Below are 16,858 nucleotides of genomic sequence, written 5' to 3'. Positions count from 1 at the left end.
CGCCATGTCTGCCCAGGCCGCTCCCACGTCGTTCCGCACTCCGGAGGGACTGCGCGCGCTCCTGGAACGTCTGCACGACGATGGGGAAGGCGCGTGGCAGCGCGACATGGATGTCGCGGCGCTCATGGAGTACACGGCGGGTCGGTACGCGAGCCTCGCGCGAAAGCACGGCCTCGACCCGTGGGAGGCGGCGAGTGCCGCGTTCGACGCGATGCGTACCCCGGCCGTGCGCAACGCCGATGATCCGTGGGCAGTCGTCACCCGCGCCGTGCAGGTCACACTGATCGCCGAGGAGCGGGGCAACGGCTTGCTGTGCTCGACGCATCAGGCGCGCAGGCCGCAGTACAGCGGCTTCCACGACCCGGAGCGGTTCAGCGACCGGGAGAACCCGCTCACCGACTACCACGAAGCGTTGCAGATTGCGCCCGCGGGTGAGGACGAGCACGAATCGGACGACGAGGCATCTGGCGTCGTCCGTGCAGTCGAGGACGCGATCAAGCTACTGACGCTGCTCGACTGGCCGGAGCAGACGGCGCGCGCGGCCATCGAACACATCTGCACTCGACTCGGCGAAGCGCCGTCGCGGGCGAGCGCAGCGGAGTCGCTTCGGCGAGACCCACACGCTCGGGCCGTGCTCGATCTGTCGTCGACGAGCTGGAACGCGCTGCTCCGTGCGATCCTCGGCAACCCCGATCCCGATCAGGCCCGCACCGCCGTCGGCCGCGGCGTGCTGTACCGCCTTCTTGTCGGCGAACCCCTGCGCGCGCTGCTCACCGATGACGACCTCGTGCTGCTGCTCGGCCTGAACGCGCCCACTCTGGCTGGGGCGAGGTGAGCGCATGGCGGCGAGCACCGGGCACATCGAGCTGGAGCGCACCATCGACTCCATCGTCGTCGGCAGCCGTCATCGCGTGGAACTGGGCGACATCGACGCACTCGCAGCATCCATCGAACGTGACGGACTGCTCCAGCCCCCGACCGTGACACCGGACGGCGTGCTCGTGTGCGGCGCTCGACGCATCGCGGCGCTGCGCAAACTCGGCCACAAGAAGGTCAACGTCTTTGTGCGCTCCGGGATCAGCGACCGACTCCAGAGGCTCATGGCCGAACAGGCCGACAACGTGCTGCACAAGCCATTCACGCAGACCGAGGCCGCGGCGCTGTACCGCGAGCTGAAGACGCTCATGGCTGAGGACGCCGCTCGTCGTCAGGCGGCGACGCAGTTCGGTGCTGGCGGGAAAATCACCGGAACGAGCGGTGGTGCCGTGACGGCACCACCGCTGATCGGTGCGCCGGGCAAATCCCGCGCGCAGGCTGCGCTCATGGTCACTGGGCGCAAGTCGTACACGAGCCTGGAGCAGATCAACGACCTCCAGCGGATCGCCAACGACCCCCGACAGCCGGAAGATGTGCGCGGCTTCGCCCTCTCCGAACTCGACGCCATCGACCGCGGCTCGTCCATCACCACGGCGCACGCCCGCACCATCGCCATGCTCGCGATCCCGCAGGATGAGCCCGAGCCGCCCGGCGAGCTGGAGCTGCTCGCTCAAGAGGCGCTGGAGCGCGCGAAGCAAGGACGCAAGCGCGGCCCGGCTCCCGCGCCAGTGACAAGCCCCGTGCCGGTTCGCTACCCGGTGCGGGCGTTCACGCTCACCTGGAACGACCTCGATCAGTGGTGGTCGCACTACGACCCCGCCGAGGTCGGCACCGCACTGAGCGACGAACAGTGGGAGCACGTCGAGACGATCCTCGACGCCACCGTCCGCTTCTTCGACGCGGCCCGAGCCGCCCGCGCCGCCCGCCAACGTCTCGCCAAGGAGAGTGCCTGATGCCGCAGACTCGCTTCCCCCGTCGCCTCATGATCCTCCTGATCGTCGGTGCCGCCGTGCTCGCCGTCCTCGTCGGAGTCGGGCTCTACGGGCTGTTGCTCGCGCCTCGCTCCGACCCCTCGCCCGGAAACACCGCGGGCGATCCTCCCGGCGCGTCGACCAGCACGCCGTCGCCGACATCGAGCACGCCGCCCGTCGTCCGTGAGTCCGACGACCCCGAGACGTTCGCGCGAGCCCTCGCCATCGCGCTGTTCACATGGGACACCGCGACTGAGTTCGGGCCGACCGACTACGCGCAGGTCATCGTGGATGTGGGCGACCCCTCCGGCAATGAGACCGCCGGGCTCGCCTCTGACGTGCGCACCTATCTCCCGACCGCGGACGCCTGGGCGCAGCTCCGCACGATGCAGACCCGCCAATGGCTCGACATCAACGACGTGTTCGTGCCGGACGAGTGGGCGACGGCGCTGGAGCAGGCAGCCGAGGGACAGATCCTTCCGGGCACCGTCGCCTACACGATCACCGGCATACGACAACGTGAGGGCATCCACGGCACCGAGCCCGTGACCAGCTCCCACGAGGTCGCGTTCACCGTCTTCATCACCTGCGAGCCGACCTTCGACACCTGCCGGGCGCTGCGCCTCTCCCAGCTCGACAACCCCCTGCGGTGATCGGCACCCGCATGAAGAAGCTCGTCATGGCAGCCGCCGCGCTCGCAGCCATGCTTCCGATGAGCCTGCTCGGCGTCGGCCTGCTCATGTCGCCCGCAGCCTTCGCCGCGTGCTTGTCGTCGACCTCGCTCGTCGTCGGCCCGATCCCCGATTCGCTCACGTCGACCACCCGCTCGGGCGCGACCGTGACGCTCGACCGCCAGCAACTCACGCACGCCGCGACGATCATCACCGTGGGCGCGCAGACCCAGGGCGTAGGGCGCGCAGGCGTCCTCGTCGCGCTGATGGCGGCGCTCACCGAATCGCGGCTGCGGATGCTCGCCAACTTGAGCGCCGTACCCGAGTCGACTGACTACCCGAACGACGGCGCGGGCAGCGACCACGACTCGCTCGGACTGTTCCAGATGCGCCCAAGCGGGGGCTGGGGCACCGTCGCCGAGCTGATGGATGCCGACTATCAGGCGCGGGCGTTCTACGGCGGGGCGAGCGGGCCGAACTACCCGTCGCCGCGCGGCCTGCTCGACATCCCCGGCTGGCAGACCCTCGACCCTGGCGAGGCCGCACAAGCGGTCGAGGTCTCCGCGTACCCCGACCGCTATCAGAACTACCAGCCGGTCGCCGAAGCGATCCTGACGGCGCTCACCCGGCGCGCCGAGACGACGCCTGGCGGCACGCCGCTCGGCGACGTGCCCGAGACGACCTCCCTGGTGTTCCCGCTGCCGAATGGGACGTGGGTGAACACGAGCGACTTCGGCTGGCGCACTGACCCCTTCACCGGAGAGCGCGCCTTCCACTCCGGCACCGATTGGGCCGCAGCCGACGGCACGCCGATCCTCGCCCTCGCCGACGGCGTGGTCAGCCACGCGGGCTTCTCCTCCGGCTACGGCGGGCTCATCATCATCGAGCACACCATCGGGGGCGAGCGTATCGCCTCCGCCTACGCCCACATGTGGGACAGCGGCATCCTCGTCAGCGTCGGGGATCGCGTCGTCGCGGGCCAGCACATCGGCAACGTCGGCTCGTCGGGCCGGTCCACAGGAGCGCACCTCCATTTCGAGATCCGGCCCGGCGGCACGAACGCGGCGGCCGTCGACGCCGAGCCCTGGCTTGAGGCGCGCGGCGTGCAGAACCTCGACGCCGCGAGCACCGCGGCACTGTGCTCGGCGGAAGGAACTGCGTGACATGGACGTATTCCCCGACTTCGGAGCCGTCGGCGGACAGGCTGAGCTGCGTGCCATCGTCGGCGCGCTGCTGACCGTCGTGCTCATCTTCGCCGTGCTCATGCTCGTTATCTGCGCCGCGGTGTGGGCGATCTCCTCGGCGAACGGCAACATCACTTCAAGTGCCCGCGCGCGCGCCGGATTCCTCGTCTCCGTCGGAGCCGCAGCACTCGCCGGCCTCGGCGTCACCTGGGTCAACTTCCTGCTCGGCGTCGGCGCGAGCATCTGAGCCATCGTCGCAATTCGGGGGGCGAGGACAGCGTCCGAGCCGCGCTGTCCCTGGCCGTCGATACAGTGGATTGCGCACAACAGGAAGGATGGCGATGAGCAGCGACGTCCTGCCTGGAACCGAAACTGACACACCTCCTGCGGGCCAACCATCCGCGATTCACCCGTCAGAGCAACGCGTGCGGAGCGGTAACCTCTACGTCGAGCTTCCGGGTGACCGATGGGATTGGGCCCGTCGGCAACTCCGCAACTCCTGTGACGGTCTCGTTCGGCGGTATCCATCCCTCGCCGACGCCGCGCGAACCGAAAGCAAGAGTGTCGAGCAGTTCCTGATGGACGCAATGTTCGCGGATCTGCTCCCAGCTCATCTCGCGCTTGCCAAGCTCACGTTCCCGAGCGGGAGCCGCTCAGTGAGCATCAACGTGTCGATCCGTCTATCTGGCGATGCACGCCCCAACTGGCCGCTGCCGAAGGGTATCTCGCTCGTCGCCAAAGCGAGCTGGAACCTATCGGGCACAGACCGGGAGACGCAGCGTTCCTACGGAAATAGGAATCCGACGCTGACCGTGTTCAGCTTCCACGACGGGCCTGCGGGCGAAGCGCGCGACTTCGAGGTCGCGCTCGACGTCACCTGCCGTCAGGTGGCCCGAATGGTGGCGGGAGTCAGAAAGGAGCGCAACGTCCTCACGGAAGACCTCGCCGCAGCACTCCCAGCGATCTCGTCCGAGACTGCCGTGCGGTTGCAGGACTGGAGCGCGTTCTTGGAGTGGAAGCGTCGACTCATCCAAGCGAACCGCACCGCAGTTCGGTACGAGTCGCGTCACGCAGGCGAGGATCACCGCTCTGTCACCTTCCGAATCATCGGTGACAATGAGGAGGCACTCAGCCAGGCAATCCGGCGGCTCTCGCAGAGCGATGCTCTAGCTGCCTTCGATGTTTCCGTCAGTGAGGACGAGTGGCAGTTTCAGCTCCCGAGCGAAGGTCGGGAGCCTCGCGGAAGCGAACTCGGCAGTGCAAGGCGAGTGCGCCCGAGGATCACCGCCGCCGACTCGGCGGTCCTAGACACCCCCTGGGACAGCGCAGTAACCACAGACTTCACGTTCGCGTTCTCTGACGATGCGCTTGCCAGAATCGAGCGAAGCGATGACCCGGAGGCCGCGGCGCGCAAGGCGCTTGATCGCATCCCGGAGGCGGGCTTCATCGTTCAGAGCGCCGTACAGGACATGTCGCAGGTCAACCGTCAAGACCGAGCACTCCGAGACCTCAGCGACCAGGGCGGCTTCTCGCCGTACCTGGCTCGATACATGTTCGACGCAGCTGAAGCGCGCCGACCGGCTTCGCTCGCCGATGTCGAGCGATGGCACAACCAGACCCTGAATGACGCACAGAAGCTCGCAGTCCAGAAGGTGCTTTCGGCGCCGGATCTCTGCCTGATCCAAGGTCCACCGGGCACCGGCAAGACCACCGTCATCGCAGAAGCGATCGCTCAAGTCGTTGCGCGCGATGAGACCGTTCTCGTCGCGTCGCAAACCCACACGGCCGTCGACAACGCATTGAGTCGGCTCCCCTTGCATCCCTCTATTCGCGCCGTTCGCCTGACGAGAAACGAAGACCGACTCAGCGATGAAGGCCAAGAGTTTCTGAATGAGAAGGCGCTGGGACGCTACTACCGTGCCCTGAGCGCGGAAATCCAGCAGCGCCGCGATGACGCCGCCCACGAGCAGCAGTTCGTAGCGCAGCTCACAAGCTTTCGTGCGAAGTCCACGCAGCTGCTCGAATCGCTCACGGCTGCCGAGGCATCTCACTCGGCAGCGGTGGAAGGCTACGACGCGCTTGTCGTGACCTATGCCGATCAAGTCCGAGCACTCGGAGCGACCGGAGTCCCGGTTCCATCGCTCGGCGAGGCCGCGCTTGATCGCCTGCAACTCGAAGAACTCGATCAGTGGCTCGGTCGTCTGCGCACTGCGGTCCCAGTTGCGCGGGAGTATGCACGCTCTGTGGTTGAGGACAAGCCAGCACCTAGCGCCACTCCCAAGTCCGAGCGCCGACGGGAGCTCGAAGCGCAGCTCGCAGACGTCCTGGAGAAGATGAAGGTCGACAGCGCGGCCGTGGAGGACTATCAGCGCCTCCAGGCCGAGCTGGAGGGCCTCACCTCCGATACATCCACCAACGCCCCCGATGTGCGGACCCTGGCTCGGTTCTTCCCTGGTGCTACCTCAGTCTTTGATGAGCCGCCGAAGGGTCTGCTGGCGCGATTCAAGAGGTCTGCACGGATGAGCGCCGCCCGAGATCTGCTCGAATCCACGTCGTCTCTTGCCGCTTCGATCCCCCCGATTGACGAGTCCCGCACTGCTCGGGAGCAGGCGCACTCAGCAAGCGTCGACGCCCAGCGTCGGCGCGAGCTGGCGCTTTCGGAAGCCGAGTCGCTGCTCACGTCCCCGTTCGCTCAGTCGCTCGGGATCGTCGTCGACAAGTTGCCGAGGACAGCAGCCGCGCTCGACCAGGCGCGACAAGAAGGCGAGTCACGACTATCCGGCAAGATCGAGCGGGCGACCCGCTTGTCTGCCGAGAGCGAGGCGTGGGGTGACATCCAGGACGAGTGGATTGCTGATCTGTCTGACGAGACCGTCGCCAGCCGAGATTGGGAAGCCATCGGCGACGTGTGGCTCGCAGAGTGCAACGTCGTTGGGGTTACCTGCAACGAGAACCCGGCCACGCTAGACGATCCGGGCCTGACGAGCTTCGATCTCGCAGTAGTTGACGAGGTGAGCAAGGCAACCCCGCTCGAACTACTCCTTCCTCTGATGCGAGCCCGACGGTCTGCGCTGGTCGGCGACCATCGCCAGCTACCTCCCATGTTTCGGGAGGGCCAGGACGCCGAAGGACTGCCGGAAGAATCGGACGACGACGTTCCTGCCGAAGTCGCGCTGACACCTGACAACCTCAAGAAGTACGAGAAGTTCGTCACGGCATCGCTGTTCCGCACTCACTTCGAACGTGCCGACGAGTCGATCAAGCAGCGCCTGACCGTACAGCACCGGATGCACCCCGACATCATGGATTCGGTCAATCGCTTCTACGAGGGCCAACTCACCTCAGGGATCGCCGACCCCGACACGGCGCGTGCACACGGGCTCACTATCCGTGGACGCGGTGATCTCCCCGTGATAAGCCCTGAGCAGCACATGGTCTGGGTCGACACCACAGACGATGACCGGGGAACCGCCTGGGTCGAACCAAGGCCGGGATCGGGGCAGGAGCGCACGAACGAACTCGAAGCGCGGCTCATCGTTCGGATGCTCCGAGACATCGACGATGCCCTCGTTTCCGCCTCGACCCGCTCCGGTGAACGGAAGGAAGTCGGAATCGTCTCGATGTACCAGGCGCAAGTTCGCGCCATTCGTCAAGAGATCAATCGAGAGACGAAGGATCGTCCGTTCAGGGCGATCAAGTACGAGCTAAACACCGTCGTGAAGTACCAGGGCAAGGAGAAGCCAATCATCCTGGTCAGCATGGTGCGCAACTTCGGGAATGGCGCACCCGCCCGTCGGCGAAGCTCCCGAGCCAACGTCGCTCGATTCGAGTACATCAATGTCGCCTTCTCTCGCGCGCAGGAACTGCTTGTGGTCTTCGGTGCGCTCGACACTTTCACTCCATATCAGGTTGAGCTGCCCCCGATGGACGCGACCGGCACCCCCAGCATCATTCCCGTGTACCGCGAGATCACGGACATGGTCGAACGCAGAGGTGCGATGAAGCAAGCGAGCGCGCTCGGCGAACTGATCTCGCCCGAAACGAGGCAACGCTGATGAAGCTCACCACCCTCCATATCGGGGTTCCGATCTTCTGGCTCCAGGCGTCGGTGGAGCACAGCGTCATTCGCAAGCCCACAGCCTTCGAGCGCATGATTATGCGACTGAGCCGCCGAGGCATCGAGAACCCCGAAGTAGGTGCTGCAACGCTGCGTGCGGCGTTCGAGGAGCACCTCGGCGCGAGCGGCGTTCCACGCCTCCTTGAGAGCAGCGCCACCGAACTCCTGCGACTCGGGATCATCCATAGCACGGAGGCAGGAACTGGCGTGTCGGTGCTCGACCAACCGATTCGGACGCTCACCCTCTCCACCGCAGGACAGGAGTTCTACAACCGCAACACCCTCCCGAGCAATCTGGCAAGAGATGCCGCAGAGTTCTACTACCTGCCCTGGTCGAACTCGTTGTCGAGTGAACGACCGAGCAGGCTGGTTGCATCGCCACCAGCCCTTGCTTTTGATGCTCACACGCTCTCTCCGCGCGACCCCTCTTCTCTTGTTCGCGCTACTCTCGCGGAGCGGCCGCCGAGGTTCCTCAGAGGAGAGTCGCGCGTCGTGACTGTCGAGGTCGACGTAGACGAGACGGTGAACTGGCTGATCCTCGATGTCGAACTGGTCGTGACTCCCGAGGGCTACCTCTCGCTTCACGTCGCAGGCAACAAGGCCGCGACCGGCTGGCTTGCTCGGCTGGAGCCAACCCTCGTGCAGACGACGATTCTCGACAGTGTGGTCAACAGAACTTCGCGCAGCGGCTCGGCGTTCCCCTCCGAGTTCTCCCACAACATCACAAGCCTTGTTCTCGCCGACCCCGTTCACGGGATTGGCGCGAGGACGGTTGAACTTCCCGATCTGACGGTTCGGATTCAGCTCGATGCTGAGCACGCGAGCGCATCCTGGCTCTCAGAAGGCGACTCCGAACGCACCCTCGGCGCTCCCCTGTCCACAGGCTGGCCCGCCGATCTTGAAAGCGTGACGGTCAGAGACGGTCGCGGAGTTGCTTGCCGAAAGGTCGGGGAGCTTCCACTCACCTGGGGCGGGCAGCAAGTTTTTGCGCCGGTCCAGATCGAACTCGACGCGGAGACCGCCGGACCCGCCTGGGATGCCATCAGCGATGCACTCGCAGTCGAACTTGCGCAATCCGACGATCCCTCCATCGCTGCCCTCCCCCTGGCATGGTTCTCACCTCGCCCAGCGCAGGCATTGGCTTCGCGCGTTGCGGGACGACCCCTTGATGAAGTGCTTGATCTTTCGCGCGACTTCGTTCTTGCTGCCCACGAAGCTGCACCCTCGTTCGTAGAGTCTCGCGTTGCGGCGCTCCTGGGTGACGTTTCCGCGCTCATCTCCTCGGCGACCGCAAGCCGGCCCGTCAGTATCGACGTTCTCAGCGAGTGGACCCGGACGCTCCAAGGTGCGCTCGGCACGAATGCACCGCTCGCAGCGGTGTTGTCGCCTCTCGTGACTCGCCTCGCGCAACCGCGCAGCGCAATCGAGGTGCGCGAGGTACTCCGGCTTAGCCGTCTGGCTGGATCGCTCCCACCGCATCTTTTCAGCACCGAAGTTCTGACCACTCTGCTATCTGACCTGTGGCGCGACCCGTCGACTGACCTCGGCGTTCCAGACCATGCTGCATTGCAGACAATCGCCAACTACGCCGCCGCTCAGGTCGAGCTTGACGCCACGCTCGGACGCCAGAACGCGACGTTCGCGCAAGAGTCGGTCGGACGCGTGGCCGCTGGCTCGGTGGGAACCGCGCTGAACGCGGCCGAACGCTGGCTCCATGCGGTGGAAGATCCGAACCTGGCGCGGCTGGTCGACGGGAAACTGCCGGACGGCTTGGTATCGCTTCGTGCAGACGTGCTGAAGTGGCGTGAGACGGCAACGTCGAACATGGCATCCGCACTCGCGCCCGGACAAGGTGCCTTAGTGTTCGACTCGAACTCACTCCTCGATGAGCCCGAGGGCCTCCGCGATCTCCGGGCGGGCCAAGTCGGCGTCATTCCGAATCGTGTTATCCAAGAACTCGACGGCCTAAAGCGGAGCGCGAATGAAGACACCGCCAGACGTGCTCGTGCGGCTCACCGCGCGATTGATGATGTCCGCCAGCTCAGCACCCTTCGATTCGAGTCGGGTCGCCCCGCGCTGATCCCTCCCGATCTTGGAACAATCGACGAACCGGACAATCAGATCCTCTCCGTCGCGATTGCCTACAGCAGAGGGAATGTCGTACTCGTCACGCGGGATAACAACCTGCGTGCCAAAGCGCAGGCAACCGGCGTATCGGCGAAAGGATGGCCAGAGATTCGAGAGGCAAGGAGGGAACGCCAGTGAGCCGCCGGGCGTCATTCAACTATTCGCGTGCACTGGACGCAGCCGCGCTCGCCGCACGAGCAGCCCAGCGTGCGGCGAGCGAAGCCGTCAGGCGTGCCGAGGCGGAGCGCCGACATGCCGAGTGGGCGGCGCGCTCGGCTGCATTCACTGGGCAGCACCTGGACCGCTACCAGACCATCTTGGATGACATCCGGGATCAGGGCCTCGACGCCTACGTCGGCGAGGACTTCGCGACCATCGAGGGGATGATCGCGCGCGCCAGAGAGCTGGGCAAGACCGACCCCGCACGCGCAAAATCGTTGAGTCAGTCCATTGGCCCACTTGTCGGGCCCCTCCCTCGAGAAGCACGCCGGAAGCGGGGCGAGAGCCGTGCCGCGGCGTATGGGAGCCACGACGCGACAAGCACATCCGAGCCCTCGCCCACCTTCGCACGAGCTGAACCCGCTGCGCCCGCGGAGAGCGCGGCGGAGACGGCCTGGCGAGAGTCGCTCGACCAGTGGACGGATTTCGTATCTCGGGATCTCGTCTACACCGAACTCGCCGCGCTCCGTCAGTCGCTCGACACCGAGGCCGGCCCGAGATCGTCAGCAGACGTTGTTTCCGCCTTGACGGAGCTGCGTAGCAGAGCCGAGTCCGAGGTCGCTGCCCTTCGACGCAGTGAGGCTGAAGTCGAAGAGATGCAGCAGGAGCTTTCCGCCGAGGCGCCCGAGCCGAGACTCGACGTGGCCACGCCGCAGGGTGACGACTCCCCTGCACTCGAAGATGCCGAGGACTCGCGGCGCGAGGCAGTTCGAGGTGTCATGAACGCCCTCGAAGACGCGGGTTTCCGGGTCGAGAACCCTCGACTCATCCAGCTCTCCCCGGACAGCAATGAAGTCGTCGTGGTCGGCACCAGGGCTAGCGGCTCAAGCGCCACCTTCAGCCTCTCGCTTGACGGGAAACTTGAGTATGACTTCTCCGGTTACAAGGGATCTTCCTGCGATGCCGACATTGACGCGGTAGTTCCTGCGCTTCAGGAGGTGTACGGAATCCAGCTCACCGAGGAAGTTGTCGCATGGCGCAATCCTGACGACCAGGATGCGACTGCCAGGCCACAGCCGGGAAGGACGAATCGGGCATGAGCATCAAGGCGACACCGTGGCACTCGGCACTGAGCCGAGAGATCCGCGTGCGACGCGGAGTGGTCCTGTTCGGGAATGTGCGTGACATCACCCGCGACCCGCAAGGGCGTCGAGGTCCGGTGAGCGTGCTCGACGCGACCGTTGATGTATTGAAGTCCGCTGGCTACCGGCAGGTGGTCCTCTGGGATCGTGTCAACGGTGTACAGGGCGTCTCCCCCGCACAGTGGCGTGACGTTGTCTCTGCTGCCACTCCGTCACAGCCCACACAGGAAGGGGAGGCATATGACGCCGGACCCCGGCCCGAACGTGCTCCGGCAGGCCGGATCGCCACCGATCCCGTCGAATTCCTCAACGTCGTCGCAGCATCGGTCAAGTCCGAGACTGCGGAGCCTCCGGCCTTCGTCCTCGACTGGACCGAGTACATGTTTGGCGACCCGAACAGCCTGCCCGCGGCTGAGCGTGATTGGCTGACGCTGCTCGGCAAGGCGACGCGCGACGTCCCCCTCGCAAGCACGACGGCGATATCGAGGCCGCCCGTGATCGTGCTGGTGTGCAGCGGCCTCGCCGTCCTCCCGCCAGCCCTCTATGTGAACAACCCGGATTGGGCAACCGTCTCCATTCCGTTGCCTAACCGCGAGCAACGCGAGGAAGCGATCCTGGGTCTAGGCTCGGCGCTCCAGATCAGCACACCCATCAGCCCGAACACGCGCGGCCTCACGGATCTCGTCGATGCGCTTGACGGGCTCACGGTCAAGGACATCCACAACATCGCAGCCCTTTCGAACATCGAGCGAGGTCTCAGTTCAGAGTCACTGGTCAGCCTCTACAAGTTCGGCGAGCACACAAGTCCGTGGGAGCAACTGAATCGAGACAAGCTCCGAACGACCACTCAAACGCTTGGAGAGCGCGTAAAGGGCCAGGATCGGGCAATCGAGGCGGTGAACAAGGTGCTGATCCGGGCCTACACCGGACTCTCGGGCCTTCAGCATTCGCGGAAGCAACGCACGCCCAAGGGCGTCCTCTTCTTCGTTGGCCCTACCGGCGTCGGGAAGACCGAGCTTGCGAAGTCACTCGCCCAGTTCCTGTTCGGCGATGAAGCCGCGTGCATTCGCTTCGACATGTCGGAGTACAACCACGAGCATGCCGACCAGCGTCTGGTCGGAGCACCGCCCGGATATGTCGGGTTCGAGGAAGGCGGGCAACTCACCAACGCCATCAAGAAGAGGCCGTTCGCCGTCCTCCTATTCGACGAGATTGAGAAGGCTCACGGGAGAATCCTCGACAAGTTCTTGCAAATCCTCGAAGACGGAAGACTGACTGACGGCCGTGGTGAGACTGTGCAGTTCGCCGACACGTTCATCGTCTTCACGTCGAACATCGGGGCCGCGGAAGTGGACCGTCACTCGCCGAACGTCCGAGACGAGTTCATCGAGCGCGTGCGGGATCACTTCGTGGAGCACCTTCACCGGCCGGAGCTGCTCGGACGAATCGGGGAAGCCAACATCATCCCATTCGACTTCATCGACAACGACGACTTCCTCGTCGAGATAGCTCGCTCGAAGCTCACGCCGCTCCGCCTCCGCCTCCAGGAGAAGTGGGGAATCAGCGACATCAGGTTCGACGACGAGGTTCGGGCGCTCCGCGCGGTCGTGTCGACGATGGACCGCACGGCTGGCGGTCGCGGCGTGCTCGCTGCTCTCTCCGATTCGATTATCGACCCGCTTGCCAACTTCCTATTCGAGAACTTGACCTCCCCGCTCGACGCGGATGGTCGCACTCTGCGGGTCGCTCAACTCGCCGACGGGCCTGAGTTCGGATTCCGACTGGTCCAATGAGCTGGGTGAACCTCGCCTCCTGGCTGCCCGCCACCGAAGCGGAAGGCCCCGGCCTCCGAGCCGCGCTGTGGGTCCAGGGATGCCAGTTCCTCTGCCCCGGATGCTGCAACCCAAACTTCCTACGGATAACGCCGCGAGAACTCGTGACGTCTGAGTCGCTCCTGAATCGACTCGTCGCGGCCAAAGCGCAGTTCGACATCGAAGGTCTCACGCTTCTCGGCGGCGAGCCGATGCTCCAAGCGCAAGGCTTATCTGAACTTGCGGCCGGTGCCCACAAACTCGGCCTGTCCGTGATGGTCTTCACCGGCTACACGCTGGCGGAGCTTCGAGCCGATCCGCTCCCCGGCACCGACGCACTCCTGAGCCACACAGACGTTCTCGTGGATGGTCGATACGTCTCCGAGTTGCGGGAAACAAGACGGGCTTGGGCTGGTTCCAGCAATCAGGTGTTCCACTACCTGTCCGACCGATACGACAGTTCGATAGAGCAGACCAACGACGGGCAGCAGCGGGTCGAAGTCCGCCTGCGAAACGACGGGCGCGTGGACGTGAACGGCTGGCCCGCTGATTCCCTCACTCGCCGCCGCACGAAGGCGCATCACACCGTCGAGTAGGCGCCGGTGCCGTGTTCGTCATGCCGAGCGGCCGGCAACCGGATCGAGCTGACGCAGGTCGGCATCCACGACGACATGGAGGCGTAGCCGGGGACTGCGTGCGCACCTGACTGGCGAGAACCTTCTCCCGCCAGTCCCAAGGAGCACACAGTGATCGACATCGACCCCAATACCGACGGGTTGCCCGGCATCGAACAGCTCCGCGTCATCGTCGGCGCGGCCATGACGGTGGGGCTCATCCTCGCTGTCCTCGCCCTCATCATCTCGGCCGTGGTCTGGGGCTACGGGGCGAACAGCTCGAATCCGCACCTCGCCAGCCGGGGCAAGGTCGGCGTACTCGTCTCGTGCGGCGCGGCGATCATCTGCGGTGCGTCGGTGACGCTCGTGAACTTCTTCTGGAACGTCGGCCAGTCGGTCTGACTCCACGACCGAGTTGAGATGGCTGAGCCGATGAGTATCTGTGATGTGCCCGTCATCGCCTCGGTGTGCGATGCCGTGGGTGAGGGAACTGCGTCGCTCATCTCCGCGCCGTTCGACTGGCTCGCACAGGCAATGGGGCAGGCCGCCGCCTGGCTGTTCGAGAGCGTGTGGGCGGTGTTCGACTCGACAACGCTCGTCGACGTCACTGGAAGCCAGTACGTCTCGGTCTACAACGTGCTGTTCGGGGTGGCGATCTTCGTCATGCTCGTCTTCTTCTGCCTCCAACTCATCACCGGGCTCGTGCATCGAGATCCGATGGCACTGTCGCGCGCGGGCGTGGGACTCGCCAAGTCGGTGCTCGGATCGTTCGTCGCCATCACCCTCACCGCGACCCTGTTGGAGGTCACCGATCAGCTCACCATCGGCATCGTGCAGGCGACTGGCAACACGATGGAAGGCATCGGCGACCGCATGGCCCTGCTCGCCGCTGGGCTGACGACGATCAACATCGCCTCGCCCGGCGTCGGTGCGATCATCACGATCTTCCTTGCCGGGCTCGGCATCGCGGGTGCGGGCATCGTATGGTTCACGCTGCTCATCCGTAAGGCGCTGCTGCTGGTCGCCATTGTCTTCGCGCCCATCGCACTCGCCGGGTTCACCTGGGATGCCGCGAAGGGTTGGTTCGGACGCTGGGCGGCGTTCGTCGTGGCGCTCATCTTCTCGAAGCTCGTCATCGTCGTCGTGTTCCTCGTCGCCATTGGGCAGATCAGCGCGCCCATCGACCTCGACCTCGCCTCGATCAGTGACCCGATCTCGGGCGTCGTGCTGATGTTCATCGCCGCGTTCGCGCCGTACCTGACGTACAAGTTCATCTCGTTCGTGGGCTTCGACATGTACCACGCGATGTCGAGCGAGCAGGAAGCGAAGTCGGCGCTCAACCGACCCGTCCCGCTGCCGGTCAAGGCTCCGCCGAACGCGGCAAAGTCCGTCCTCGGAGGGCAAAGCGGCGCGCGAGGCGGGACTCCTCCCGCGCCGAGCACAGCTCCCGCTGCAAGTGGCGCAGCAGGCGGCGCTGCGGGCGCAGGTGGCGGGGCGGCCGCTTCTGGTGGCGGGGCTGCGGCCTCGGGGGGCGCGGCAGGTGCCGGGGCAGCAGCGGCCGGGCCTGCGGCCGCAGCCGTCGTGGGGGCGCAGGTTGTCAAAGCCGCAGCGACGACTGGGCCGAAAATCGGTGCCGCTGTCGGCGGCGCAGCAGCCGGGCACGCAGAGACATCAGCGCCACCGATACCCGTGGCACCGAGGAAGGGGTAGAACATGGCCACCCGGCACCCTCCGGCTCCCGAGCAGCAGCTCTCCCCCGTGCAGTTCTCCCGACTCGCGCACCGTGGCATCCTGCTCGGACTGTCAATCTCGCAGTTGATCGTGCTGGGCATCGGCGTGGTCACGGTCGTCGCCACGATCTACACGGGCGGTGGCATGGGGCTGGTCTGGACATCCCCGATCTGGCTCAGCTGTCTGCTGCTCGCGGTCGTCCCCGTGGGCGGGCGCAAGCTCGTAGACTGGCTGCCCATCGTGTCGCGCTGGATGTGGCGGAGCACCGCTGGGCAGTTGATCTTCCGCCGCCGCGTCATCAAGCCGCGTCCCGTCGGCACGCTCGCGCTCCCCGGCGATGCGACCGCGCTGCGCGAATGGGTCGATCCCGAGACGGGCGCGGCGATGGTGCACGACCCCCACGCTCAGACCCTGACCGCGGTGCTGGGGGTGACGCACCCGGCGTTCGTGCTGCTCGATCCGGGCGAGCAGGAGCGACGGATCAACGGCTGGGGTCGGGTGCTCGCTACTGCGTGCCGCTCAGGCCGGATCGCCCGGCTCCAGGTCTGCGAGCGGACGCTGCCGGACTCAGGCACGGGGCTCGCCGAATGGTGGGCCAGGCACGGCACTGACGATGAATCCTGGCCTGCGACCACCTACCGGGAGCTGATCGAGCGTGCTGGGCCGACCGGCGAGCGCCATGCGACGACCATCTCGATTGCGCTCGACATGAACGCCTCGGGACGACAGATCCGCTCAGCGGGCGGCGGCATCCGTGGAGCTGCCGCAGTGCTGCGTCAGGAGATGACCACGCTCGTCACGGCGCTGCGAGCTGCGGACCTCGCCACGACCGGCTGGCTCGCGCCCGGCGAAGTCGCTGTCATCCTGCGCTCCGCTTACGACCCGGCTGCCGCGCCCGCGCTGGAGCGGCACGCCGACATCGGGCGTTCCCTCGCCACCGCGGGGCCGGTCGCGGTGACCGAGAGCTGGGATCGCGTGCGCACCGACTCCGCGCACCACACCGTGCTTTGGCTCTCCGAGTGGCCGCGCTCGCAGGTGTTCCCCGGATTCCTCGCCCCGCTGCTGCTCACCTCCGGCGTGCAGCGGTCGTTCTCGCTCATCTGCACGCCAGTTCGCGCCGACATCGCGGCCCGCGACCTGCGGAAGAAAAAGGTCGGCCTGCTCTCCGACGCAACCCAACGCGCGAAGATCGGGCAGGTCGAGGACGCCTCGCGCACGGCCGAGTACCAGGACGTGCTGCAGCAGGAGTCCGACCTCACCGCAGGGCACGGCGTGCTCCGCTACACCGGCCTCATCTCCGTCTCCGCGCCCACGGTCGATGATCTGGATGCCGCCGTCGCCGCCATCGAGCAAGCCGCGGTCCAGGCTTCCTGCGAAACGCGCAGACTCGTCGGCCAGCAAGCCACCGCATTCGCCGTCGCCGCGCTCCCGCTCTGTCGGGACGTGTAACGCACC

General features: G+C 65.9%; 13 protein-coding genes. All 13 read left to right on the top strand.

What is annotated here, in order from left to right:
* Window positions 1–4: 4 nt before the first annotated feature.
* A complete protein-coding gene (locus D8Y23_RS01360) occupies window positions 5–835 on the top strand; it encodes a hypothetical protein (protein WP_128216378.1) in 831 nt (276 codons plus the stop codon).
* A 4-nt stretch (window positions 836–839) separates the two neighbouring features.
* The gene (locus tag D8Y23_RS01355) at window positions 840–1,829 is read left to right on the top strand and encodes a ParB N-terminal domain-containing protein (protein WP_128216377.1); all 990 of its coding nucleotides are present in this window, start codon (window positions 840–842) and stop codon (window positions 1,827–1,829) included.
* The gene (locus D8Y23_RS01350; RefSeq protein WP_128216376.1) at window positions 1,829–2,500 is read left to right on the top strand and encodes a hypothetical protein; all 672 of its coding nucleotides are present in this window, start codon (window positions 1,829–1,831) and stop codon (window positions 2,498–2,500) included. The genes D8Y23_RS01355 and D8Y23_RS01350 overlap by 1 nt, the downstream gene beginning before the upstream one ends.
* Window positions 2,501–2,526: 26 nt before the next feature.
* A complete protein-coding gene (locus tag D8Y23_RS01345; RefSeq protein ID WP_240663718.1) occupies window positions 2,527–3,681 on the top strand; it encodes a M23 family metallopeptidase in 1,155 nt (384 codons plus the stop codon).
* A gap of 1 nt (window position 3,682) precedes the next feature.
* Window positions 3,683–3,949, top strand: a complete 267-nt coding sequence (locus D8Y23_RS01340; protein ID WP_128216375.1) for a DUF6112 family protein — start codon at window positions 3,683–3,685, stop codon at window positions 3,947–3,949.
* Between the two features lie 94 nt (window positions 3,950–4,043).
* The gene (locus D8Y23_RS01335) at window positions 4,044–7,757 is read left to right on the top strand and encodes a DEAD/DEAH box helicase (RefSeq protein WP_164878094.1); all 3,714 of its coding nucleotides are present in this window, start codon (window positions 4,044–4,046) and stop codon (window positions 7,755–7,757) included.
* On the top strand, window positions 7,757–10,084 hold the full coding sequence (locus tag D8Y23_RS01330) for a PIN domain-containing protein (RefSeq protein WP_128216373.1): 2,328 nt from the start codon (window positions 7,757–7,759) through the stop codon (window positions 10,082–10,084). Before D8Y23_RS01335 ends, D8Y23_RS01330 begins: the two co-directional genes overlap by 1 nt.
* Window positions 10,085–10,263: 179 nt before the next feature.
* On the top strand, window positions 10,264–11,205 hold the full coding sequence (locus D8Y23_RS01325; protein WP_128216372.1) for a hypothetical protein: 942 nt from the start codon (window positions 10,264–10,266) through the stop codon (window positions 11,203–11,205).
* Window positions 11,202–13,040, top strand: coding sequence for an AAA family ATPase (locus D8Y23_RS01320; protein WP_128216371.1), 1,839 nt, complete (start codon window positions 11,202–11,204; stop codon window positions 13,038–13,040). The genes D8Y23_RS01325 and D8Y23_RS01320 overlap by 4 nt, the downstream gene beginning before the upstream one ends.
* A gap of 5 nt (window positions 13,041–13,045) precedes the next feature.
* Complete coding sequence (locus tag D8Y23_RS01315; protein ID WP_205796716.1) at window positions 13,046–13,654, top strand: 4Fe-4S single cluster domain-containing protein; 609 nt, start codon at window positions 13,046–13,048, stop codon at window positions 13,652–13,654.
* Window positions 13,655–13,804: 150 nt separating this feature from the next.
* Complete coding sequence (locus tag D8Y23_RS01310) at window positions 13,805–14,074, top strand: DUF6112 family protein (protein WP_045246597.1); 270 nt, start codon at window positions 13,805–13,807, stop codon at window positions 14,072–14,074.
* A 30-nt stretch (window positions 14,075–14,104) separates the two neighbouring features.
* On the top strand, window positions 14,105–15,382 hold the full coding sequence (locus D8Y23_RS01305) for a conjugal transfer protein TrbL (RefSeq protein WP_240663717.1): 1,278 nt from the start codon (window positions 14,105–14,107) through the stop codon (window positions 15,380–15,382).
* Window positions 15,383–15,385: 3 nt separating this feature from the next.
* Window positions 15,386–16,852, top strand: coding sequence for an SCO6880 family protein (locus D8Y23_RS01300; protein WP_128216369.1), 1,467 nt, complete (start codon window positions 15,386–15,388; stop codon window positions 16,850–16,852).
* Window positions 16,853–16,858 lie beyond the last annotated feature (6 nt).

Origin of the sequence: Microbacterium enclense, assembly GCF_004022425.1 — a bacterium.
GTDB classification, from domain to species: Bacteria; Actinomycetota; Actinomycetes; order Actinomycetales; family Microbacteriaceae; genus Microbacterium; species Microbacterium enclense_A.
The sequence above is the reverse complement of the archived record's forward strand: the minus strand, read 5'-3'. Positions and strand labels throughout refer to the sequence as shown.